The sequence below is a fragment of the Enterococcus sp. DIV0240d genome, from assembly GCF_051711245.1.
GTDB lineage: Bacteria > Bacillota > Bacilli > Lactobacillales > Enterococcaceae > Enterococcus_D > Enterococcus_D casseliflavus.
The window spans coordinates 115,225-139,857 of record NZ_JBIOMG010000001.1; the positions used below are offsets into that span (position 1 = coordinate 115,225).

Genomic DNA, 24,633 nt, shown 5'->3' on the forward strand with positions numbered 1-24,633 from the left:
ATAAGTGGAAATCAAAAAAAGTGCGGTTGCTGGCTCTGTTGAATCCAGTGATATCTTAATCGCGATCGAGCCTACCACAACCCAAACCATCGAGCTGACCCTCGATAGCAGTGTCGAAAAACAATTCGGCAAACAAATTCGCGCCGTCATCCTTGAGACGCTGAACCATCTAGGCGTGACACAGGCCAAAATCACTGCCACCGATAAAGGCGCATTGGACTGTACCATCAAAGCCCGAACTCTGACCGCCGTTCATCGGGCCGCCGAACAAGAACAGTATGCTTGGAAGGAGATCGACACATGGAACGTTTAAGAAGAACGATGATGTTTGTACCAGGAGCCAATGCTGCCATGCTACGGGATGCACCATTGTATGGCGCCGATTCCGTTATGTTTGATTTAGAAGATGCGGTCTCCTTGAATGAAAAAGACTCCGCTCGGACACTGGTGCATTTTGCCTTAAAAACCTTTGACTATTCTGCCATCGAAACCGTCGTACGCATCAACGGCCTCGACACGGTGGGTGCCCTTGATATCGAAGCGATGGTCCTAGCGGGGGTCAACGTCATTCGTCTACCGAAAACCGAAACCGCCCAAGACATCATTGACGTTGCCGCTGTGATCACACAAGTAGAAGAAGAAAACGATCTGCCTGTAGGAACCACCAAAATGATGGCTGCCATCGAGTCTGCCGAAGGCGTTTTAAATGCCCGAGACATCGCTACAGCTTCCGATCGTTTGATCGGGATCGCTTTAGGGGCAGAAGATTATGTCACCAATATGAAAACCCGTCGCTACCCAGATGGGCAAGAATTGTTGTTTGCCCGCAGTATGATCTTGCATGCAGCTAGAGCTGCGGGGATCGCCGCTATCGATACCGTCTTTTCTGATATCAATGACACAGATGGCTTTATTGCTGAAACGACTCGCATCAAGCAACTTGGTTTTGACGGAAAATCAGTGATCAATCCACGGCAGATTCCCCTAGTCAATGGGATCTATGCGCCTTCAAAAGCCGAGATCCAACAGGCCAAAGAAGTGATCTGGGCCATTCGCGAAGCCGAAAGCAAAGGCTCTGGTGTGATCTCCTTGAATGGCAAAATGGTCGATAAACCAATCGTTGAGCGAGCGGAACGCGTGATCGCCCTTGCCAAAGCAGCGAAATTGATTACCGAGGAGGAAGTGTAATTATGGTGTTAAACAAAGCAGGAAAAGACATCCCTGAATGCTATGCCAACCAATACGGGGTCTTTGAAAATGAAACAGCCAATATCCATGCCTACAAAGAAGCGAGTCGCAAGATCGAGCCAGTCCTGCCAGGCAAGAGCAAGGTCGTGGGCAGTATTCGTGAAGCCATTGAAAAAACAGGGCTAACGGACGGCATGACGATCTCCTTCCACCATCATTTTCGCGAAGGGGACTTTATCATGAATCTCGTTTTGGACGAGATCGCAAAAATGGGCATCAAGAATCTTGCGATTGCCCCTAGTTCCATCGCCAATGTCCATGAACCATTGATCGGACATATCAAATCTGGGGTCGTGACCAATATCACCTCCAGCGGTCTGCGGGACAAAGTCGGTGCCGCAATCTCCGAAGGCATTATGGATGCCCCAGTCATTATCCGTTCTCATGGCGGTCGGGCTCGTGCGATTGCCGCCGGCGATATCCACATCGATGTCGCTTTCTTAGGAGCGCCTAGCTCAGATGCGTATGGCAATGCTAATGGTACTGTCGGAAAAGCAACCTGCGGCTCATTGGGCTATGCGATGGTCGATGCAAAATACGCCGACCAAGTCGTGATCATCACCGACACCCTTGTGCCGTTTCCAAATACCCCAATCAGCATTCCCCAAACGGATGTCGATTATGTCGTGGAAGTCGACGCCATCGGTGATCCTGCAGGGATCGCAAAAGGCGCGACCCGCTTTACCAAAAATCCAAAAGAATTGCTGATTGCTGAGTATGCAGCCAAGGTCATCACCAGCTCGCCTTATTACCAACAAGGCTTCTCCTTCCAAACTGGAACAGGTGGTGCCGCATTAGCTGTTTCTCGTTTTTTACGCGAAGCAATGATCAAAGATGAGATCAAAGCTAGCTTTGCCCTTGGCGGCATTACCAATGCCATGGTGGAACTGTTAGAAGAAGGATTAGTGGAAAAACTGATCGATGTCCAAGACTTCGATCATCCTTCCGCACAATCGCTAGGGAAAAACGCCAATCATTACGAGATCGATGCCAATATGTATGCCTCACCGTTAAGCAAAGGGGCGTTTATCAATCAATTGGATACCGCCATTCTTTCCGCATTGGAAGTCGACACGAATTTCAACATCAATGTCATCACCGGTTCTGACGGTGTGATCCGCGGTGCTTCTGGCGGCCACTCAGATACCAGTATGGCGTGCAAAATGAGCTTAGTGATCGCTCCTCTCGTGCGGGGACGGATCCCAACGATCGTCGATACCGTCAACACGATCGTCACGCCAGGCGCCAGCATTGATGTCGTTGTCACAGAAATCGGGATCGCCATCAATCCTGCTCGCAAAGACCTGATCAGCCATTTTGAAGCATTGGATATTCCCCAATACACCATTGAAGAGCTAAAAGAAAAAGCCTACAGTATCGTGGGTCAACCCGAACCAATCAAGTACGGGGAAAAAACCGTCGCTTTGATCGAATACCGCGATGGCACGATCATTGATGTGGTCAAAAATGTCTGATGCCCTATTTTCAGGAACCCCTGTGACGCTAACCGACATGCTGCAGGCGCGAGAAAATAGAAGCTCCCTTCAACGGGAGCTTCTCGCTGCAGATGAAAAAGCGGCATTACTTGTTGCCACCATGAATATTCCTGGTCCCGTGAAAAATTCTGCCCCATTGACCGCAGTTTTTGAAGAACTCATTACGGAAATCGAAGAGGTCGTCAAGGAACTAATTCCACTGGCAAACCTCTACCGCAGTTTGGAGACCGGACCAGAATATTATCTCGTACTGCCCACAGATCCTTATGAACTAAAACGAATGATGGTTCAGATTGAGACCAATCATCCTTACGGCCGGTTGGTGGATCTGGATGTCTTAACCAAAACCCAAGACCAGCTTTTACCTATCAGCCGCACCGAAATTGGACTGCCTGCAAGAAGCTGCTACATCTGTGAACAAGACGCCAAAGTTTGTGGCCGTTCTAGAACCCATAGCGTAGCAGACATGCAGCAGCAGATCCGTAAAATCATTCAGGAAAGAGTGAAAGAATGAAAAAAATCCAATTTATCGAAACCGTCTTGCGGGACGGCCAACAAAGTCTGATCGCCACGCGAATGCCTACCAGCGATATGCTGCCGATTTTAAAAACCATGGATCAAGCAGGCTATCATGCCCTTGAAATGTGGGGCGGCGCGACCTTCGATGCTTGCCTGCGTTTTTTAAATGAAGACCCATGGGAAAGATTGCGCGCAATCCGCAAAGAAGTGAAAAAGACCAAACTGCAAATGCTCTTACGGGGACAAAATCTCTTAGGCTACAAAAACTATGCCGATGACGTCGTTGCTGACTTTGTGACCAAATCGGTCGAAAACGGCATCGACATTCTTCGTTTGTTTGATGCTTTAAATGATGTCCGCAATTTGGAAACTGCCATCCGTGCCACAAAAGCAGCCGGTGGACACTGTCAAACGGCGATCTCTTATACTACTAGCCAGATCCATACCGTGGATTACTTCGTTGACCTTGCCAACAAAATGGCAGACCTCGGCGCAGATTCTATCTGTATCAAAGATATGGCAGGCGTTTTGACGCCGCAAACCGGCTACGAGTTGGTCAGCCGAATCAAAGACGCGGTCGATCTGCCGCTGGAAGTCCATACCCATGCCACCAGCGGCATTGCTGAGATGACTTACTTGAAAGTTGCGGAAGCTGGCGCAGACATCATTGATACTGCCATCTCCTCTTTTGCTGGCGGCACCAGTCAGCCAGCGACCGAATCTGTGGCGATCGCCTTAGAAGATTGCGGCTTTGCTACTGGACTTGATTTGCAGAAAGTCGCTGAGATTGCAGAACATTTCAATCCCGTTCGTGATCGTTTCCGTGAAGAAGGGCTGCTGAATCCAAAAGTCAAAGACATCGAACCCAAAACCTTGATCTATCAAGTACCTGGCGGCATGTTGTCGAACCTACTCAGCCAATTGACGGAACAAGGATTGCAAGACAAGTATGAAGAAGTCCTAGCAGAAGTACCAAAAGTCAGAGCGGACTTGGGCTATCCACCGCTAGTGACCCCATTGTCGCAAATGGTCGGCACTCAAGCCTTGATGAATGTGATTTCAGGAGAACGCTACAAACTTGTCCCAAGTGAGATCAAAGATTACGTCAAAGGACTTTATGGACAATCGCCAGCACCCATCAGCGACGAAATCAAAGAAACAATTATCGGAGATGCTGAAGTGATCACTGTCAGACCAGCTGATCTACTGGCACCGCAATTGCCAGCCTTCAAGGAAGAAATCGCTGAGTATGCCAAAAGCGAAGAAGACGTGCTGATGTACGCCCTCTTCCCTCAGCAAGCCCAAGACTTTTTAGGCCGACGAGAAGATCCCTTTTATGATGTCCCCGTACAGACAGTGTCTGTGAAGATTGCGGTGGATTAACAATGAAACCAGAAATAGAGAAAACAACTTAAAGTGCCCCTCACAAATTCGCTTGCTTTAGCAAATTTGTGAGGGGTATTACCATCTATAGGCTGTTTCTTCGTTTTTACTAATCAGCAGTGCAAAAATACGTACGCCACAGCCACTCCACCAATAAGCTTGCATTAATCGCTTCTCGCTCACGTATTTTGGGTAGCTGAGAAGCCAGGATTGTGCTTCCGCTCCATCCATTCTATAATCAGCTAAAAGAAGCGTTTTAAAGGAGGGTCTAGCCATGCAACGATACATCGCTTTATTAAGAGGCATCAATGTCGGTGGAAAGAACAAAATTTCTATGAAAGAATTGAAAGCCGGTTTTGAAGAACTAGGGTTTAGAGATGTGGTCACTTATTTGAATAGCGGCAATGTGATTTTTTCCAGTGAAGGGTATGATCCACAAGCCCTTGCCGAAATGATTAAAGCAATGGTCAAACACGACTTTTCCTTTGATATCGCTATTTATATCATTCGCCAAACAGAGCTGCAGGAACGCTTGACCCATATACCTGACTGGTCAGGAACGGAAGATAAAACCATCTATGACAACCTGATCTTTTTGATGCCTTCACTGACCTACGAGGTGTTATCTGAAAAACTCGGGGCTCCAAATGCCGACCTTGAACAGGTTTTCCCTTACAAAGACGTCGTCTTCTGGTCCTACATCCGCAAAGACTATCAAAAAACCAATTGGTGGAAAAAAACAGCCGGCACCAGCGTCGGTAAACAGATTACGATTCGGACCATCAATACCGTACGGAAGATTGCGGAGCTGTGAGGAATAGCAAGCCTTCTAATAATTATAAAACCCGTCAGGCAGACTCTTCTGACGGGTTTCTTATAACATTCTAATGTCTCATTAGTTCTCGTTACTACTATTCGTGACGCGCTTTAACTGACGTTAAGTTTCTACGCAATCATCCCAACTAGAAGCAATAAACTACCGAGAAGAATAATAGATTTTCACATCGTGTATTTCTATACTGAATATCTATGATAAAACAAAACCCAAGCATTAAGAAGCAATTTGAGGCAACTAGACAATAGTATAGAACGAAAGAAAAAATTCTTATTCGCAACATTCGATTACGAAAAAGATACATATGAACATCTATTATTAGCCATCCTTTTTTCTAGCTCACATTTTAGTTAACCTTTTTATCTATCCTAACTGCTATAAAAACTCTCTCACACGTTCTTTAACATGCTGCTATTGTTCCAACTTCTTTATTGCTAAAGCTAAGCAGCCGATCAAACCTGCATCGTCAGCAAGCATTGGAGTTAGTAGGTATTCTTCGAGAGTAGGGGTATCCACATAGGAACCCATTTTTTCTTTAAACGCTTGGCGAATCAACTCGAGTAGTTGTGGCTGTTTCATTACACCCCCACCTAAAATTATTACTTCCGGTGCATATAGTAAAGTTGTGTTATACACACACTGAGCAAGATAATCTGCCTCAATCGCCCAATAAGGATGATCAAATGAAATGGTTTGGGCTTTTCTTCCAAAGCGTTTTTCAATCGCGGGTCCTGAGGCTAACCCTTCCAAACAATCATGATGAAAAGGACAGATCCCTTCAAATTGATCTTCATTATGACGTTGTAAGAGCATATGTCCCATTTCAGGATGACTGAAACCTGCGACTATTTTTCCATCGACTACAGCACCACCACCAACACCAGTACCAACGGTGTAATACAGAACACTATTTTTACCTTTTCCATAACCTGCCATATATTCTCCATAACAAGCAGCATTTACATCGGTAGTCCAATAGATGGGAACCGACAAGGCGTTTTCCAAAGCTCCTACAAAATGATAATTTTGCCAAGCTACCTTCGGAGTGTTGGTGATATATCCGTAAGTTCTTGATTCGATTTGAATATCAATAGGCCCAAATGCTCCTACACCAATTGATGCGATATTTCCTTTGTACTTATCAAAGAAATCAAACACTTGCTTCATCGTTTCTTCTGGTGTTGTGGTTGGAAAGCTTTTCCGTTCTATCACTTGTAATTGTTCATTACCAATCCCACAGACAAACTTTGTTCCACCAGCTTCTATTCCACCATATAACATTTTATCTACACCTTTCATTCACTCATTTTCAAAAAAAGAAACGTATTTGCACTAAGCAAAATCGTTTCTCACTAAAGGTTTCGTTGTGCCACCTTCGCCAAATTCAATCGGCAATACGGTACGTTTTTCTACTGTCTCTCCATTAATGACAGCAATTAATTTTGCCACTGCCACTTCCGCCATTTGCTTTGTAGGTTGGGCAATCGTTGAGACTAGATAAGGATCTCCTTCTGTCATCTTTTGACCATCAAATCCGATAACTTGGACATCCTCTGGTACGTTTTTCCCTATTTTTTCAAGCATATCAATGACAGCTAATGCCATTGGATCGTTGATCGTAAAAATACCATCGATATCGGGATTCTCTAACAAAAAATTTGTTACACGTTCTGAGAGATGGTCTAAAGGTTCTAACATATCTAACGCTTTATAGGAAATCCCCAATTGACGGCACTCAATCTCAAAATATTTTCGACGACTCTTCGTTTCATTCGGTGTTTCTTGGTACCCACCGATATATGCTACATTCTGACATCCTCGGCGATAAAGTTCATTTGCAGCCAAACGTCCACCGGCCGCATTGTCAGCGGTCACATAAATCACCTCTTCAGTGAAATAACGGTCAATACTAACAAAAGGCAGATTACTCGAAATGTATTCATCGATATCTGAATAAGTAATTCCAATGATGCCGTCTACTTTATTTTGACTGACCATCTGGATATATTCTTGTTCTTTTTCACTATTCCCACTGGAGTTACACAAATAAAGCTTGTAGTTTTGTCTTTCTAATGCTGTTTCTACATGGTAGGCAAATTCGCCAAAAAATGGATGCCATACAGTGGGTAGAATCAAAGCAACCGTGTTCGTATGCTTCATCTTTAACCCCCGGGCATAAAAATCTGGTTGATAGTTTAACTCTGTCATTGCTGCTTCAACTTTTTCTCTAGTAGAAGCTTTAACAGAACCGTTATTCAATACCCGGGAAACAGTTCCTACTCCGACACCTGCTAATTTTGCGACATCTTTCATTGTTGCTTTCATAGTTGATCCCTCACATTTCTGCACAAGTTTAGTATAATGAATTTTGTCATAAATTACTAATTTTTTCAAAATACTAATAGCAAAACCATGGGAAATCTAGCTATCTGTTCTTTTCTAAAAACATTATCCTTCAAAACCTATTAAATAATTGATACATCGCCTAAGCAATCAAACATTTATTTCACACTCGCTGTTTCAAAAGCTTGAATACGACTTTCTCCAATCGAATGAAACAAGATATCTCGAGCTTTTTCCAGCTCATAGAAAGTAGCCGTCATAACTTCTAACCCATTAATAAAGACTTCAACTGATGAGGTATCTCTAAAAATCTCAAGAACGAGCTGATTATCAATCAAAGGTACTTCAACTTTTCGGACATTCAGAGGGTCTTCTTCCGCCCCTGTAAGCTCTCTTCCTAGTTTCTGACGATCCAATTCAAAAACCTGTGTAGCAGTGTCATAGGCTAGTTTGAGACAATCCGTCTTAGACCGCAGTAATTCAATTGTAAAAACTTCTGCTTTCTCCAAATCTGCGACTAGATGTAAATATGAAGAATCCGACAGTGCGTTTCGAAATACGACTGATGTGTCAGTCACTGCGATATTTTCACTGCCTTGTTGATAAACTAAATGACTATATACAGTTGAGATGGGTTTTTGTACCAATCGATTTTTTTTCACTCTTAACTCTCGGGGCAAACTCATAGAGCCTGCCCAAAGATGGCCTAACTCATGTGTAGGCAATGTACGATCCCACATCTGCATCCAAGCAATCATCACCCGTCCGCCATTAGGATCTGTTGTTGTTTGTGGTGCATAAAAATCCATTCCAAAATCCATTTCATGGAAATTATCAACTATCATCTGACCTGTTTCCCAGTCTACCTCACCAATACAAGCCATGGTAGAACTGATATTATGATATTCCAGTCCGTTCTTCTTGATTTGTATCGGTGACATGATTAAGACATCTCGTCCGTCTAAATGGAATAAATCAGGACATTCCCACATTATTCCTTGCTCTGAAGTCCCTTCTAGTAACACAGAGTAAAAGTGCCAAGTATACAAGTCTGATGATTGAAACATCACTATTCTACCAGTAGACTGTGCAGATTTAGTAGCTACTACCATATAGTAAGCATCGTTGTGAACAATTACTTTAGGGTCACGAAATTCTTGTATCAACCCATTTTCACCTAATTGTTTATCTGCTACCACAGGATTACCACTGTATTTGCTAAAATGAATACCATCTTCAGAGACCGCCAAACATTGATGCTGATGGCTAATACCATCAATTTCTTGACAGCCTGTATAAAATAAATATAGTTTTCCGTCTCTTTCAATTGCACTTCCTGAAAAACACCCGCCGCTGTCATAAGGTTGATCTGGGGCTAACGCTACTGGTAGATCTTCCCAATGGACCAAATCACTACTGCGCGCATGTCCCCAATGCATGGGCCCCCATCGACTATCGTAAGGATAGTATTGATAGAAGAGATGGTAATGCCCTTTGTAATATATAAACCCATTGGGGTCATTTATCCACCCGATGGGTGCGGAAAAATGATAGTTTTGTCGATACTGAGGGTTAACTTTTCCTCGCATCATTTCAATAAATCGATTTGCTTTATCCAAAATCGCCGTTTCTTCTACTAACACTTATTGTGCTCCCTTCAAAAAATTATCATAGCCAGTTTGTTTTATTTGAATCCATTCTTCCAAACCTACACGTTCCAATTCAGCAAGGTATTCTTCCCATTCTTCATCGATTTTACCGCCGGTGATCCACTCTGCTCTTTTGCGATAGATGTAATCCCACATATCCGTTTCGATTTTTGCTAATCGATCTGTTTCTTCTTTTTCTAAAAAGACACGTGGATAGATATTGTCTTCTGTAATATATGGCAAATACGTGTCATGCATCAAATCTAAACGCCACTTCGCATCATCTGGCATAGTCGTGACTGTGCCGTAATAAGAATCAAGAACTGCTAATGGTCCTCCAGCTTCGGTTTTTTGTCTTAGTTCCCCCGGTGCTGTCCCCTCTAAAGGCAAATGTTTTAACATACCATCCTTTAATTCAAAAATATTCGCCTGTGCTTCATCACCGTAGGTTCCCCAGTTATTTTGGACAGACTGTAACGGTTCATACATTTTATCTATCCACCTAGCTGTAAGTTCCAAGTTTTTATTCGCACTAGTAATTACGAAACGATCTCTTGAGAAACCCATGCCATTCGTACGAGTAACGTGTTTCGTTCCATCTGGTCCCGCTAAGACTGGCAAGACGTCATAACTATCATCTGCACCCGTGATATTTGCTTTATCCCAAGTAAAGTACACGCCATACTTATGTTCTTTCCCTTTGGCAACATACGTATTCCAATCTTGTTCGAAAGCCTCTTTATCAATAAGACCTTTATTATTCATTTCATTGAAATATTTGATGGCTTCTTTATACCCTTCTTTGTTAGCAGTAAATTGTACCTGGCCATCGTTATCAACGACTAAGTGGTCATCATTATCACCTAGACCGAATGCCCCCATTAAAAATTTTAAGTCTTCGTTTCCTCCATTGTTAATAAAGCTAAAAGGAATTTCATCTGCTTCACCATTACCATTTGGATCTTGCGTCTTGAAAGCCTCCAACACAGTCATCAACTGATCAGTGGTTTGCGGCATTTCAAGACCTAAATTATCCAACCACTCCTTGTTGATCCAAGCCATCCCATTTACTGTATGAATCGACTCTTTTCCTTCGCCTAATTCTTCAATCCAAGGCATAGAGTAAATGTGACCATCAGGTGCAGTAGACATTTGTCGGTATTCGGGGTTTTCATCAAAAATTTTCTTCAGATTTGGCATATAATCTTCGATCAAATCTTCAATCGGTACAATAACACCACTTTCCGCCCAGTTTAATAAATCATAGTCACCTGCAGCGGCGTTGAAGATGGCATCTGGTAAATCACCACTAGCGATATCCAAATTTCTTTTTTCGGCAAAATCACTACTGTAGTTTGTCCAATCAATATGGAGATTGGTCTCTTCTTCTAATCGTTGGAAAATCAATTTGTCATTAGGATCATTGGGAGCCAAAGGGGCACTTTGAGACATCATTTTTAAAGATACTTTTTCTTTCAATGGAAAAGAGACATTTTCTAGTTCATAATCAGGGCTTGATGTACTCTTTTCTTTTGAGCCTCCACAAGCCCCCAAAATTAGTACGGAAGTAAAAACGATTGGCAGCATCCATTTTGCTTTCATCTTAAAATCTCCTTTATAATTTTTATTCATACAAATAGTGAACAATACTTATCCTTTAACAGAACCAACTAAAACACCTTTATCAAAATATTTTTGGAAGAAAGGATACATTATGATTAATGGCAGACTAGAAATGACGATCGTTGCGTATTTGATCAACTCAGCAATTTGTTTCATTTCTGCCATGGCTGTATTGGCTCCCACCATGTCTTGTGAGGGTTGGTTTTGGATCAAAATATTTCTTAATACGAGTTGCAACGGCTGTAAGTCGGGATCTTTGATATAGATCATGGCATCAAAATATGAGTTCCATTGCCCAACAAAGGCATATAAAAACAATACGAACATAATTGGTTTAGCTAATGGAAGCATGACTTTGAACAGTATTTGCAAGTCATTGGCGCCATCGATAGTAGCAGCTTCAGAAAGTTCTTTTGGTAAAGCACTAAAATAGGTACGCGCTAAGATAATATTCCACACATTTATAGCACCTGGTATGATAATCGCCCATACACTATCTAACATGCCCAAGTTCTTTACCAATAAATAGGTAGGTATCAAGCCGCCACCAACGAACATTGTAATGACAAAAAAAGTCATAATAATCTTTTTCCCAGCCAAGTTAGGTCGAGATAAAGGATACGCAGTGATCATCGTAATAAATACAGTCAATAAGCTGAAGCTAAAAGAGTAAAACAACGAATTTACGAAACCGCGTAAAATGGAATCATCTGCAAATACCCGTTGATATCCTTGTATTGTCCAATCTTTCGGATTGAAGCTTATACCTTTATTGATCAAAGTAGCTGGGTCCATAAAAGAAGCTACCAGTACATAAATCAGCGGAACAATGGTAATGACGACTAAAAAAGTTACAATCACTCGATTCAACCATAAGATTTGACGGTCGATTTTTGATAAAGCACTATTCATAATTTTCTCCTTTCATTACAAGCCTTGACCATCGTTTAGCCGCTTGGTTATATTGTTGACAATCAGTAATAAAACGACATTAATAATCATATTGAACAGACCAACAGCAGCAGAGTAGGCATAATCACCTGATTGCAAGCCGACTTTGTATACATAAGTGGAAATGATTTCTGAGGCAGGGATGTTCATTGAAGTTTGCATCAAGTAGGCTTTTTCATATCCTACATTCATAATACCGCCGGCGGCCAAGATGAAGCTGATCACCATCACAGGCCTCAATGCAGGCAAATCGATATGCCAAATCTTTTGTAAAATATTTGCCCCATCGATATTTGCTGCCTCATATAAATCGGTACTGACTCCCGCCAGTGTTGCGGTGTAAAGAATGGATGACCAGCCGATTCCTTGCCAAATTCCAGATAAAATATAAATCGTTCTGAAATAAGCTGGATTAGACATGAACATAATTGGTTGCCCCGTAACCTTTTCTACTAACCCATTAATAGGTCCATTTGCGGATAGGAACAAAAACAGCATCCCCACGATAATAACTACTGAGATAAAATTCGGCGCATATAGAATCAACTGGATTTTCTGTTTTATTTTTTTATTGATAATTTGATTCAAGCTCAGTGCTAAAATAATTGGTGGAAAAAAACCTAACAATAAACCATAAATGCTAATTTTTAATGTGTTGCTCAGCAAAAGTGTAAAATTTGGTGAACTGATAAATTCCCTAAAGTGATCTAGTCCTACCCAAGGACTTTCCAAAATTCCTAGCATAGGATTATAGTCTTTAAATGCAATCACAGCACCGTACATTGGCACATACTTAAAGATAAACGTCATGATGATACCGGGTAAGAGCAAAAAGTACATCCACTTATCACGCCGCAACTGTTTCTTTAATTTTTTCCACTTCGAGATATTTTTGTTATCCCGTTGTACCGCCCTTATCTCACCACCTGGTCCCAATGTCTTTTCCAATTCAATCTCCTCCCAATACATTTTAGAAACGTTTCCATTTTTGTTTAAAAAAATAAAAATTTAACGAAGTCACTTTTTTGGAAACGTTCCCACTATTTTCGTTTATAGATTACCATAGCCATTTTTTTAAGTCAATATTTTTTTGTAATTATTCTTTCACCCACACTAAGCTTCCTTCAATTCATTTATGGTTTTCGAAAATTGTTATAAAATAAGGATCTCGATTATTTCATTAATCCTATTTTTTCTCTACTTTTCTAGCATTCTTCTTTTATGAGTTTACTTATCACAACTCGCATCCTCTAATCTCTTTTCTACCAATCATTCACTATTTAATCGTTCCAATCGGAAGATTATCTGGTTAATTATTTAAAAATAGCTCGGATTCACATTTATTTTTTGCTTTTTAACTAACTAAAAGCGAAAAGATAAGAGTTAGATATGTAAATGTATATAAGGTTAGGAGCTGTTAGATGAGCTTTTTAGGGGAATATCGGAAAACTAAGGTCGCCAATCAAAATTAAAAAAAAGTGTAGCACCTAAGGGTATTCACTTTTTCATCTGCCAACTGAAAGAAATTAGCGAAAAAGAGTAAACTCACAAAAAATGAGTTTACTCTAGATCAATATAATAATTAACTGCGCCCTTCCTCATCCATCTCTCGATAATCAAATTCACAAAACACAGCTTTTGTGTCATAGCCTGCATAATCAACCGCTGCTAGTCCGACAAATGCTCCGGTGAAGAAGCCGCCGCAAGTTTGTAATACATAATCATCCGAGAGAATAGCAGAATCAAATTCGATTGGTAAATCTTGGCATGTTTCTCCATCAAAGGAGTAGGCATATCTATAGGTCTGCTTGCGGACTTTTGTTTTGAACCAGACAAAATCCACATCATCTGGAATGGCAATCGCATTTTCTCTTAAGTAGGACGTATAGGTTCCTTGATTGTTTTCAGCTACTTCAATTACTTTTCCATTTTCTTCATTCCAAGTGATAAAAATGAAGGACCAGTGTTGGTCATTATAATAATTGGTTAGTCCTGCCATTTGTTGGTAAGAAAATGGATCAAATTTTACTTTTGTTATTGTATCAAAATAAAAGGTTTGCCAACGGCGTGCGATCATTGAAAGATCATGGCGATTTGTTAAGCTTCCTTTTCCAATTAGTTCTAGTTTCCCATCGCCTACATTGCCCATTTCTGCTGAAATTGGTACACGAAGGGTCTGCCAGTTTTTATTTAGCTGCTTCTCACTAAAGTCATCATAATGAGAGCGGCTACTCAAAACTTCGGTAGGTACTGCATCTTTAGGTGCCTCCACGCTTGTTTGTCCCCCATGTCCACCAACGATTCTTGGCCAGTCTTCAGAATCCCATTCAACTTTTTGAATGGCGGTCTCACGTCCTAAAGTTGACCATCCGCGAGGATTTGTCACCGACTCGTTTTCTCGATGTAAGGGTCTTGCACATAGCGATGCATAGTACCATTCGCCTGACGGAGTAGACACAAGTGCCCCATGTCCTTGCTTTTGCAAGTATGAATGAGGCGTATCGTAATTGGTTAGAAACGGACCATGAGGATCGGTTTCGAACGAATCAGCTTCCAGTGAAGAGGATCTAGCTACGACTTCTTGATGGGTAAAGACAGTTCCACCTTCTGCCACAAATAAATAGTAACGCCCATTTATTTTGTATAGATGCGGCCCTTCAACTAATCCTACATTCGTTCCTTCATAAATCATTCGAGCAGTTTCTGGTTTCAACTGCATGGTTTCTACATCAAATTCGGTCAGTGTAATGCCATTGAAAGGATTTTTATACTCTCGATGATCCCACGTCTGTTGCACGAGGTATTTTCTGCCATCCTCATCATGAAACAGAGAGGGATCAAAGCCAACGCCATTCAATCGAATCGGTGTAGTCCACGGTCCATGGATGTTCGTTGCGGTAGTCAAATAGTTGGTCATGTCCTTAAATGCCCCATCCACAACTTTGACGTCGGTAAACACCAACCAAAATTTGTTGTCTGCATATGATAAGTCTGGTGCCCATATTCCACCAGACGACGGATTTCCCTTCATGTCTAGCATCTCTACTGAATCGAGAGGAGCATCCAGCAGTTTCCAATGGACCAAGTCTTTTGATTCGTGCAAACGAATCCCAGGGAACCATTCGAACGTTGAATTAGCTAGATAGTACGTATCTCCTACTCGGATGATGGACGGATCAGGGTGAAAGCCGGATAAGACAGGATTTTTTATTTTCATAGAAACACCTCTTTTTTTAAAATTAAGCTACAGTTTTTGATTAGTATTCATTTCAAGCCGTTCGCTCTTGTTGCCCCACTCCTCAAAAAACAAATCAAGTGAAAATCGTCGAATCAAATTACGATACACGCCGTAATTGATTGCACCACTAAGAAAACAAAGATACGCCAAAGAAAAATACTGCATCAAAAAGATCGACAGTCCAATAAATGCACTATTATAAACAGTGACTGAAGGCAAACGGTAGCTTATCAGCAATGACCATTCTATTTTCTTCTTAAATGGGATTTGAGTGACGCGGGAATCGCTTGAGATCAGTAAGACAAAGAGCATACTGCTTAATAAAAAACAGCTCGTAAGGACAAATGGCAAAAACATAACAGATCGTTGATATAATATCAGTATTTTCAGTCCAAAGAGAATCAAGAGAATAATCAGAGAATACAAGAAATATAATCCCCAGTTTTTCTTCAAGCATTCTCGATAGTACTGAGAATAGTTCTTTCTATTCGATAAATGCTCTGGGTTGTTAAATAAGCCGAATTGAGCGGACAGACTTGCAATAAAAAATACTAGGGGTACCCAAAAGAAGACAATATTATTCAGAGTCAATCGAAGAAAAAACAAGTGCATCAGGAGTAAACTATTCGACAGGATGAAATACAGTTGATAAACCAAAAGCCGATAGGCTGAGTGGACAATGGCAACGGTCCACTCAGAAATAGCGTGAAAGAAAGGATTCATACTTACCTCCTATCCTTTGATACCCGAACTTGTGACACCTTCGACAAAATACTTTTGTGCGCTGAAGAATAAGATGATGGCTGGCAACAATGAGATCACCGACATTGCAAACACTTGATTCCATGGGGTATTAGTAGATGGATCAACGTTGAGCCGCAACGCAAGAGATACTGGGAATTTGTCTTGTGAAGTGATATAAATCAATGGACCTAAGAAATCACTGAAACTCCAAACGAATTGAAAAATCACACAAGAAATCAGTGCAGGTTTTAATGACGGAATCAGGACACGCCAGAGAACACCGAAAGAAGAACAACCGTCAACGATCGCTGCTTCATCGAGATCCCGTGGAATTGAACGCATAAACTGGATCATCATGAACACGAAGAAGGGTTCTTGTCCTAAAAATGAATTGGCCAGTAACGGAACATACGTATCTAATAGATCCAAGCGATTCCAGAAGAGATACAAGGGGATTCTGGTTACGACTTGAGGTAAAAACATCGTTGCCATTAACAACGAGAACATGATTTTCTTGAATGGAAAGTCAAACCGAGCAAATCCATAGGCTGTAAGAGTCGCCGAGACAACGGTAAAAAGAATCTTTGGAATGACGTATTTAAAGGTATTGATAAAATACAAGGTGAACGTATAATCGCCCTTGGTGTTCCAACCATCAATATATGCTTGGAAATCAATCGTTGAAGGAATGAAGCCGATTGATGTGAAAATCTCTGTGTTCGTTTTGAAGGACGCTCCAACCATCCAAATAATTGGATACAGCATAATCAGTGCAACGACCGTCAACAAAACATAGCGAATCAGTGCTTGACCATGCTTATTCGAGTGCTTCTTTTTTGCAGATGCTACAGGGGTTGCCTCCATTTATTTCCCACCTCCATCAGAATAATAGACCCATCGTTTTTGGCTCGTGAAAAGAAGAACCGTTGAACAAACAATCAACGCAAACAACACCCAACTTGCCGCACTTGCGTAGCCCATATCAAATTCTTTAAATGCTTTATCATAAATAAACATTGAGGACAGATACGTGGCATTGAGGGGACCACGACCGGTGACAATAAAAGGACCGTTAAATTCTTGAAAGGCATTGTTCAGTTGCATCACTAAGTTGAAAAAAATGGTTGGTGTGATCAAAGGAATCGTAATTTTGAAAAACTGGGTCACCCTTGATGCACCGTCCAAACTCGAGGACTCATACAAATCCTGGGGGATTTCCTTCAATGCAGCTAAGAAAATCAACATTGAGGAACCAAATTGCCACACTTTCAAGAGAATCAAGACGACCATTGCGCCTGTAGGTGTCGATAACCAGTTGATTGGCTCGATGCCAACGGTTCCTAGAAAAATATTCACCAAACCTTCTGGTTGAAACATTGATCGCCAAAGCACACCAACGGCCACATTTCCCCCTAGAATCGAGGGAATATAATACGCCGTCCGATAGAAATTGATGGCTTTTAATTTGAAATTCAGAATAAACGCAACGAACAATGCAAACCCTAGTTGAAAAGGCACAGTAAACACCGTATAAATCAGTGTCGCCCGCATCGAATCAAGAAACGTTTGATCCTTAAAGAGATTCACATAATTTTGAATGCCTAAAAATGTAGGTGTCTGTCCGACACGAGCCAAAGAATAATCGGTCAGTGAGTAATAAAATGAGGACAAGATCGGCCAAGCGGTCAACAGTAAAAAGCCAATCAGCCAAGGGGTTACATAGATCAAGCCCACTTTTTCCTTTTTCATAAAATCCCTCCAATCTTTTTGACAACGATTCACGATACTTCATGGAAGCAAACAAAAGCCATTCACTCCCATAAAGCATGCGGATAGTTGCCTATTGCAATTTATAGTCTTTCGCAAGCTTTTCGGCTTGTTCTTTTGTTTTCGTGTAGACGTTGCGAGCAGCTGTTTCTAAATCCGTTCGTCCTAATTCGACAGCTTCCATTTCTGCAGTGTAAATAGTCGTTAAGGTACCATCTTCATAGAACGGTGTTTGGTTGATTTTTGCGACACTTTGGGCGTACTCAAATCCTTCTTTCATCACACCTGATAATTGTCCATCTTCCATCAACGTTTCGATCGCTTTGCTTGAAGCAGGAATCCCTCTGGAAAGACCCAAAATTTTATTTGCTTCCTCGCCATTTAAAAATTCATTTAGAAATGTGCCTACTTCCTCTGGATGTTCAACATTTTTCCGAACGGCAAAAAGGAGTGAAGGTTTTGACATTAAATTCACCTCGGTGCCGCCTTCTGCGATTGGGTAGTCAACGACGACCATTTCATCCCCTACTTCTTTCAATGCTTCATAATTAGAAGACATACTGGCATTCCAATCGATACCGCCCGCATATTGTCCTTCAATCCACTTTTTGTTGGTGGCTAAGGATACCGGTTCTGAGCCGACATTTTCTAAATAATCTTGTCTTGAAACGAAGACCCCAGCATCTGCCATTTCCTTATACCAAGTCATCGCTTCTAAATAGTCTTGTTCTGTCCAATTCATATTTCCTTGTTCATCAAACTCAGACGTTCCAGTCTTTTGTTGCAACCAAATGGTTACTGGAAAACGCCAAGTTGGGGATACGACACAAAAGGTCCCTTCTGGTAACTTCTTAGCGGCTTCCACATAATCGTCCCACGTCTTCAACGTAGTGACATCAATACCATGTCTTTCATATTCGGATTTGTTTAAATACATAACTAAAGTATTTTCCCCATAAGGAACGGCAACCTGCTTTCCATCAACTTGTCCGAATGCCAAAAAATCAGGTTCATAGGTGGACAGATCCAAACTATCGATTGTATTAAGATCATAAAACCCGTCATTTTGTCCGAATTGCGGCACCCAATTGTAGAGTAAAGTCGTGATATCCGCCAAAGTATTGCCAGCATACCTCGTCGTGAAGGCTTGATCCAAATCGCCAAAGCCGCTCGGCTCTCCTTTGACTGCAATTTCAGGATGCTCCTTTTCAAAATGAGCGATCATCTCTTGGGTTGCCTGGTGGCGATCGTCATTTCCCCACCAACTAAAGCTGATTTCTACTCGATCACCACTCCCCGTTGTCTCAGTCTTTTTTCTCCCAGCATTGCATCCAGCCAACACCAAAGATATCGAAAGCAAAGAACCTACCACTATCAATTGTTTTTTCCATTTTTTCATCACTCTTCCTCCTGATTCTTTTTAGTAAGTTGGATAAACTAACTTATATTACAAAAAATTTTACCTCTGATTGAAATCTTTTTTCTTAGTGATCTAAACGTGCTATTACTTCTTTTAAATCTAGCACTTGATTCTCTTTCTACGCATAAATTTGACGTCCATGTGCATCTGGAATGCCGCTTTTACGATAAAAATACGTGTTGATTTGATCCCGCCAATCTCTAGCAGAACGAACTTGTTCTTGCAATCGTTCGGCGACGTTTTGATAACTTTCTTCATCGATTTGTCCCTGTAAGGAAGCCCACTCGGTAACATATTCCTCTACTTTTTCATAGCCTTCGAAATGCGTGTCATAAATGTGTTGAATGATCGTTTTGCCGCTTTGTAAGACATGGTCGTATGGCAGATGGTGGAAAAATAAGACAAGTTCATCTGGGCAAGTTTCTACATTTTCGTATGTTTCACACCAAGCATCCGCATACTGCCTTACATAGCCGGTGCCGTCTTTTAACGTTCGATTGACGCCAATGCCCTTTCTATCCGCAAAGTGATACGTCCCCCATCTATCATATTCGTAGCCATCGACATCAGGCCCATAGTGATGATTGGGACGAACCATAAAACCGATACCTAGCGGGGCAGTATAATTTTCATAGGTCTGATAGGACGTAGCGAGGATTGCAAGTAGTCTTTTTTTTGCAGAATCATCTAACTCAAAGGACAAATCGATCCATTCGCAAAGGATAGCTTCTGTGCTTAATTCATTGTTCCAAATCAATCTGCCATAGCTAAAAAGGTTCGCTTGCGCTAGCTTGTGTCCGGTCCAATTATCATCCATGCCGACATTGACGACTGCTGCCACGCCAGAGTATTTAGGATTTGGACTTTGCTCTGGTAGAATCTTCTTTACTGTGGCGTGTTCAAGTGGATGCTTCGTATCAAAATCTAGCACATCTTTCCACATCGGTAGTAAGCAGCAAATGTGCTTTTGTTGTCCGGTATACTCTTGCGTTACTTGGAATTCCAACATTTGATTGGTGTATTTTAACGCGCCAAAAAGCGGCATCACGGGTTCTCGTACTTGAAAATCAATCGGTCCATTTTTGATCTGTAAAATAACATTTTCCTCAAACGTACCGTCTAATTTCATAAAGTGGTCGTAGGCAGCTTTGGCACGATCAATTGAACGATCTCGCCAATCCTGTAAACAGTCATAAACAAAGCAGCGCCATATCAGTAGCCCTCCGTAGGGTTGCAACGCTCGTGCCAGCATATTGGCACCATCATTATGGTCACGCCCGTAAACAAACGGTCCCGGTTCCCCTTCAGAATCAGCTTTGACTACAAACCCACCAAAATCCGGCATCACCTGATAGATTGTATCTGCTGTTTTTTGCCAAAATGCAATAACTTCCTCAGCTAACGGGTCGGCGGTCGTTAGTCCTCCAACGGATATAGGTGCCGCAAAGTTGATACTTAAAAACGTCCGAATCCCATAGGCAGCGAATGTATCTGCGATCTTTTTAATCTCAATCAAATACGGTTCCGTAATAAACCATTTGGCATCTCCGCGAACATTCACGTTATTGATAGAAACCGCATTCATTCCGATGGAAGCTAAGAAACGCGCATAGTCGCGTACCGTTTCATGGTCTTGCCGAAACTGATTGTTTGAATAGAAAATCGATTCTCCAGCGTAGCCACGTTCGATCGTCCCATCAAAATTATCCCAATGATTGACCATACGAATGGCTTGATTGGGAATCGACCTTAGATTTTCTGGCAACTCAGTGGTTCGAATCACATGCTTATAAAGTTCAAAGAAGCCATATAACCAGCCTTTACTAGTGTTCGCATAAACGACTGTCTGATTGTGCTCATGACTGATCTCAAATCCTTCATCCTCAAGCAGCGCATCCGTTGCCTTTTTGAAATATAACTCTGCATTTGTCTCTTCCACACAGCGGCACATTGGAAATAATAACTGCATCTCTCGTTTGATCGTATCCGTCAATTGGTCCGACTGCTCGAAACTATATGTCGAAACTACATCAGTTGCTACACGCTTTTTTAGCCAACACTCGTCTTTCTTTCTCATTGCTTCATCCCCTCTTTTATCTAAAAAATCCCTTCCGGCAGTTTCCAAGCAACTTCACTTTCTATGTGAATCCCTCCTCAGAACTTTTTGATTATTTGATAGACGAATAGAAACCGAGGCTTGCCGACACTCTGTTTTAGAATTGGAATGCGTCAATCTCCTGTTATTTTAACTTCCCCATTTGAAACACAAAAAAAGGATTGGACGACTGTCCAATCCTTTTGACATAGCGAAATAAGCATAAGGCATCCTGCATAAAATCCCATAAAATCTGCTTTTCCTACTAGAAAAAGAACAGAATATTAGGTACAATAAACAGGTCGATACCTTAGGGTATTGACTATGGCAACTTGATTAGTCAGTTCGCGTGACTTTTCAAGGCCTCGTATTGGAGCGCCAACTCTGATACGGGGTGCCTTTTTTTATTCGGTTTCTATTCCCCTCTATTGTATAGAAACCCGTTTTGGAAAGCAAGACCAAATCTGAGGGAAATGATTTAATAACAGAAATGATTTATGTTTTTTTGATGGATAAAGTAATCGATGTGTACAATTTGTTATTATGCTGTAATCTCTTTGACCGTATTAATATTATCATATGAGGTGATTTTGTGTATCATAGAATTCGCGACTTACGCGAAGACAAAGACTTGAATCAAGAACAACTTGCTAAACTACTGAATATCAGCCAAACCACTTACTCCCGCTATGAGTCAGGGAAATTAGACATTCCTACTCAACTTTAATATCCTCGAGATATCATCAATGTCCAACGCATCTGCAATCCTTTCAATGTGTTCTAAATAAATTTTTTGTCTTTTTCCATTTGCCAAATTGCTTAAATTTGATGGCTCAATTCCCGACAACCTTGCGAGTTCTCTTAAAGACATCTGACGTTCTGCTAATAAATCGTTGATTAGCACTTTCACTTTTCTATCACCTTCATTTTCGTTCATTTATATTTCCTCCTCGTGTTGTCTATATAAACATGGTATAGTACAATAATTTTAGATTGTTGTTCGTATAGACATGAAGTTTATAAATATAGAAGAAGGTACCCTTATAACATCGAAAAATGAAAATAAAGAATTCCTGACAAAGAAGAATCAACCGATTAAAACCATTACTCAACAAGATATTAATGCGCTATAAATAACACCTGAGCAATTTCGATCATGGTCATCGATGCTAGAGGTATTAATCAAATTATTTGGTTGTAAAAAGGACCGATTAATAATGAAAAATTACTCAAACTTACCATTTGATACGAAAAAAGACACTCTCCAAAAAGAGAGTGTCTCGAATCTTCGATAAAAAGATTAACGTTTTGAAAATTGAGAAGCTTTACGAGCTTTCTTAAGACCTGGTTTTGCTTATAAATAACGAAACAAGTTTTATTATCTTTTAATATCAAGGTTTTTATAGATTTTTCTCAAATCTATATATCAATCAATTTAAACTGATTTCAAGCAACTCGTACATCAAAACGTACATCAAAAAAATACGCAAACCAGAACACGACTACTTTTTATAAGTAACAGGAATCAATTTTAAAAGTCATTAATTGCTTCACCCATGATTTTTAAGAAATAACCTTTTCAGGAGCCTCTTCAACACAATATAGCACCAATGATTTTTTTACATAGTTTGCATGGTCTCGTAAAAATTTAGAGTTTAGCGGAAAACCTTTCGTATTTGCAAACAAGCCAGCAAACCGAATGATCGTCCGCGTGTTTCCTTCTCGAAAAGGATGAATCAGCCACAGTTTAGCAATTAGATCAGAAAACAACGGTATTGTTTCTTCTAAACTAATTTCTGACCAGGAAACCTGATTCAATTTATCAAGAACAGCCACAATCTGATCAGTTAACGAAGAAGTATCCCCATACCTTAAGGATACACCGCCTAAAACCTCTTCTTCCTTAAAAATATCAATCGTTCTTAGTTGCCCAGCCCAAGGATATAAATCACCAAATATATACCCGTGAATCGCCAAAAGTGTTTCATAGTTAAGTGGTCTATTCTCAAACCAAGCGTCAATATCTAGTAACTTTAGGTAGGTAATATCTGCCTCTGCCTTATCAAGAAGCTCTTTATCAGTTATCCCTAGATGATTCTTCAAAACATCTGTACCAGGAATTACATAGGGATCAAACATTTTGTAAACCCATATTACGGTATTTTTCAATAACCGATTCTAAAGCATCTGCAATTTCAATATTTCCAGCAACATACTCTTCTACTAATTTCATTGTATCTTCTGAGGGGGCTGCTGCATCTAATGTTGAGTAACTCAAGGCTACATTACGAAGTTTTTCACGCTCGATTTTTGTGGTGTTTTTTATTGAATATTTGTAATCAGACATATATTTCAACCCCTTATCCAATATGCTAGTCACTATTATACCATGAGTTCACAGCTTCCATACGTTCTCGAATCTGTTCTACCGAAAAATTTAATGCTATAATAGCCAAAGACATTTATAGTAACCATACCTTGACAAAACAGAAGAACTCCATTATACAAATACGATAATTGAGAAAAAACCATTATTTTTACTAATAACAACAAAAGCCCATTTTATCAATGCAATCCGATAGAATGGGCTTTTTTAAACGATTTAAATTTTAGCAACTGTATGGCTCACTTTAATTTGATTAAATAGTTTTTTCACTTCAGGAGCAAAATAATCTTTTACAACTATATTGGTAATTTTTAATGATGATAGATTATCGCGATTATCCTCAGTTTCAATAGCAATAATTTTTCCTACTCCAGCATTTTTTGCTGCCAGTAATCCAGAATAAGAATCTTCAAAAACAATTGTATCTTTTGGATCAACATCAATTTTTGTGGCTGACTGTAGATAGTAATCTGGAGCAGGTTTACTCTTCATCTCACCGTTATCATACACGATTGTATCGAAATCAAACCAACGATCAAGATGAAAAAAATCAAAGTAAAAACGAACATTGCTATATCCAGCTGCCGTTGCGATATTTACTGGGATTCCTCTCTCCTTTAAATAATCCAGAAACTCTGGTGCTCCCGATAGCAATTGTTGCGTCTTGGGCGTCTGTCTTACCATTTGGCGATAGATTTTCTCTTTTTTTTCTCCCCATTGAATACTTTCTTCTTTGGTAAAGCTACGGTCAAAAAGATACTCCAATACCAAACGATTATTTTTACCATGTACATTTTCTTGAAATTCCGAGGGTGATAAAATTTTCCCCGCAGTAGTTTTAGCAAACTCCAACCAAGCCGCCTCGTTTTGAGGAGAATCCGGAAGTAAGATGCCATTGAAGTCAAATAATACAGCTTTACACATTCAAACACTTCC

22 protein-coding genes and 1 pseudogene are annotated in these 24,633 nt (G+C 40.7%); 7 read left to right on the top strand and 16 right to left on the bottom strand.

From position 1 onward, the window contains the following. The first annotated feature begins 4 nt into the window (after window positions 1-4). From citD to IGJ25_RS00595, 6 genes are all read left to right on the top strand, one after another. Window positions 5-313: a citrate lyase acyl carrier protein gene (gene citD / locus IGJ25_RS00570; protein WP_005230465.1), complete on the top strand. Its 309-nt coding sequence runs from the start codon at window positions 5-7 to the stop codon at window positions 311-313. Continuing rightward, complete coding sequence (gene citE, locus IGJ25_RS00575; protein WP_005230463.1) at window positions 301-1,188, top strand: citrate (pro-3S)-lyase subunit beta; 888 nt, start codon at window positions 301-303, stop codon at window positions 1,186-1,188. The genes citD and citE overlap by 13 nt, the downstream gene beginning before the upstream one ends. A 2-nt stretch (window positions 1,189-1,190) precedes the next feature. Beyond that, on the top strand, window positions 1,191-2,723 hold the full coding sequence (citF, locus tag IGJ25_RS00580) for a citrate lyase subunit alpha (protein ID WP_010748901.1): 1,533 nt from the start codon (window positions 1,191-1,193) through the stop codon (window positions 2,721-2,723). Continuing rightward, window positions 2,716-3,258 carry a citrate lyase holo-[acyl-carrier protein] synthase gene (citX, locus tag IGJ25_RS00585; RefSeq protein ID WP_017144445.1) on the top strand — a complete coding sequence of 181 codons (543 nt, stop codon included), beginning with the start codon at window positions 2,716-2,718 and terminating at the stop codon, window positions 3,256-3,258. Before citF ends, citX begins: the two co-directional genes overlap by 8 nt. Next, entirely contained in the window at window positions 3,255-4,646 is a 1,392-nt protein-coding gene (locus tag IGJ25_RS00590) for an oxaloacetate decarboxylase subunit alpha (protein WP_225000782.1), read from the top strand. The genes citX and IGJ25_RS00590 overlap by 4 nt, the downstream gene beginning before the upstream one ends. A 274-nt stretch (window positions 4,647-4,920) precedes the next feature. Next, on the top strand, window positions 4,921-5,460 hold the full coding sequence (locus IGJ25_RS00595; protein WP_010748898.1) for a DUF1697 domain-containing protein: 540 nt from the start codon (window positions 4,921-4,923) through the stop codon (window positions 5,458-5,460). Between the two features lie 432 nt (window positions 5,461-5,892). Here IGJ25_RS00595 and IGJ25_RS00600 read toward each other — a convergent pair whose 3' ends face one another. The 12 genes from IGJ25_RS00600 to IGJ25_RS00655 form a co-directional block, all read right to left on the bottom strand. After that, window positions 5,893-6,762: an ROK family protein gene (locus tag IGJ25_RS00600; protein WP_010748897.1), complete on the bottom strand. Its 870-nt coding sequence runs from the start codon at window positions 6,760-6,762 to the stop codon at window positions 5,893-5,895. Window positions 6,763-6,813: 51 nt separating this feature from the next. Further along, a complete protein-coding gene (locus tag IGJ25_RS00605) occupies window positions 6,814-7,806 on the bottom strand; it encodes a LacI family DNA-binding transcriptional regulator (RefSeq protein WP_015510589.1) in 993 nt (330 codons plus the stop codon). A gap of 176 nt (window positions 7,807-7,982) precedes the next feature. Next, a complete protein-coding gene (locus IGJ25_RS00610; RefSeq protein ID WP_081117104.1) occupies window positions 7,983-9,467 on the bottom strand; it encodes a glycoside hydrolase family 32 protein in 1,485 nt (494 codons plus the stop codon). Continuing rightward, window positions 9,468-11,075 carry an ABC transporter substrate-binding protein gene (locus tag IGJ25_RS00615; RefSeq protein ID WP_002323465.1) on the bottom strand — a complete coding sequence of 536 codons (1,608 nt, stop codon included), beginning with the start codon at window positions 11,073-11,075 and terminating at the stop codon, window positions 9,468-9,470. 48 nt (window positions 11,076-11,123) lie between these two features. After that, window positions 11,124-12,008 carry a carbohydrate ABC transporter permease gene (locus IGJ25_RS00620; protein WP_010748894.1) on the bottom strand — a complete coding sequence of 295 codons (885 nt, stop codon included), beginning with the start codon at window positions 12,006-12,008 and terminating at the stop codon, window positions 11,124-11,126. Window positions 12,009-12,023: 15 nt separating this feature from the next. Continuing rightward, window positions 12,024-13,016 (bottom strand): ABC transporter permease, encoded by a 993-nt coding sequence (locus tag IGJ25_RS00625; protein ID WP_081117105.1) that lies wholly within the window; start codon window positions 13,014-13,016, stop codon window positions 12,024-12,026. 613 nt (window positions 13,017-13,629) lie between these two features. Next, window positions 13,630-15,264 carry a glycoside hydrolase family 43 protein gene (locus tag IGJ25_RS00630; protein WP_438779050.1) on the bottom strand — a complete coding sequence of 545 codons (1,635 nt, stop codon included), beginning with the start codon at window positions 15,262-15,264 and terminating at the stop codon, window positions 13,630-13,632. A gap of 27 nt (window positions 15,265-15,291) precedes the next feature. Beyond that, entirely contained in the window at window positions 15,292-16,008 is a 717-nt protein-coding gene (locus IGJ25_RS00635) for a hypothetical protein (RefSeq protein ID WP_010748891.1), read from the bottom strand. Window positions 16,009-16,017: 9 nt separating this feature from the next. Further along, window positions 16,018-16,893 carry a carbohydrate ABC transporter permease gene (locus tag IGJ25_RS00640; RefSeq protein ID WP_010748890.1) on the bottom strand — a complete coding sequence of 292 codons (876 nt, stop codon included), beginning with the start codon at window positions 16,891-16,893 and terminating at the stop codon, window positions 16,018-16,020. After that, window positions 16,894-17,778 carry a carbohydrate ABC transporter permease gene (locus tag IGJ25_RS00645; protein ID WP_010748889.1) on the bottom strand — a complete coding sequence of 295 codons (885 nt, stop codon included), beginning with the start codon at window positions 17,776-17,778 and terminating at the stop codon, window positions 16,894-16,896. Between the two features lie 91 nt (window positions 17,779-17,869). After that, window positions 17,870-19,195 (bottom strand): ABC transporter substrate-binding protein, encoded by a 1,326-nt coding sequence (locus IGJ25_RS00650; RefSeq protein ID WP_010748888.1) that lies wholly within the window; start codon window positions 19,193-19,195, stop codon window positions 17,870-17,872. Window positions 19,196-19,334: 139 nt separating this feature from the next. Continuing rightward, entirely contained in the window at window positions 19,335-21,293 is a 1,959-nt protein-coding gene (locus IGJ25_RS00655) for an alpha-glucuronidase (RefSeq protein WP_081117109.1), read from the bottom strand. 610 nt (window positions 21,294-21,903) lie between these two features. Between IGJ25_RS00655 and IGJ25_RS00660 the strand changes: the two are divergent. Further along, window positions 21,904-22,032, top strand: a pseudogene (locus IGJ25_RS00660) (helix-turn-helix transcriptional regulator); the annotation flags it as partial. Here the strand turns inward: IGJ25_RS00660 and IGJ25_RS00665 are convergent. The 4 genes from IGJ25_RS00665 to IGJ25_RS00680 all read right to left on the bottom strand — a co-directional run bounded on the left by IGJ25_RS00665 (window position 22,015) and on the right by IGJ25_RS00680 (window position 24,621). Continuing rightward, the gene (locus tag IGJ25_RS00665) at window positions 22,015-22,248 is read right to left on the bottom strand and encodes a helix-turn-helix domain-containing protein (RefSeq protein ID WP_010748885.1); all 234 of its coding nucleotides are present in this window, start codon (window positions 22,246-22,248) and stop codon (window positions 22,015-22,017) included. The pseudogene IGJ25_RS00660 and the gene IGJ25_RS00665 overlap by 18 nt on opposite strands. Window positions 22,249-22,874: 626 nt before the next feature. Further along, the gene (locus tag IGJ25_RS00670) at window positions 22,875-23,450 is read right to left on the bottom strand and encodes a Fic/DOC family protein (protein WP_225000780.1); all 576 of its coding nucleotides are present in this window, start codon (window positions 23,448-23,450) and stop codon (window positions 22,875-22,877) included. After that, window positions 23,443-23,658 (bottom strand): hypothetical protein, encoded by a 216-nt coding sequence (locus IGJ25_RS00675; protein ID WP_204686160.1) that lies wholly within the window; start codon window positions 23,656-23,658, stop codon window positions 23,443-23,445. The genes IGJ25_RS00670 and IGJ25_RS00675 overlap by 8 nt, the downstream gene beginning before the upstream one ends. Before the next feature lie 255 nt (window positions 23,659-23,913). Beyond that, a complete protein-coding gene (locus IGJ25_RS00680; RefSeq protein WP_225000779.1) occupies window positions 23,914-24,621 on the bottom strand; it encodes an HAD family hydrolase in 708 nt (235 codons plus the stop codon). Between the last annotated feature and the right edge of the window lie 12 nt (window positions 24,622-24,633).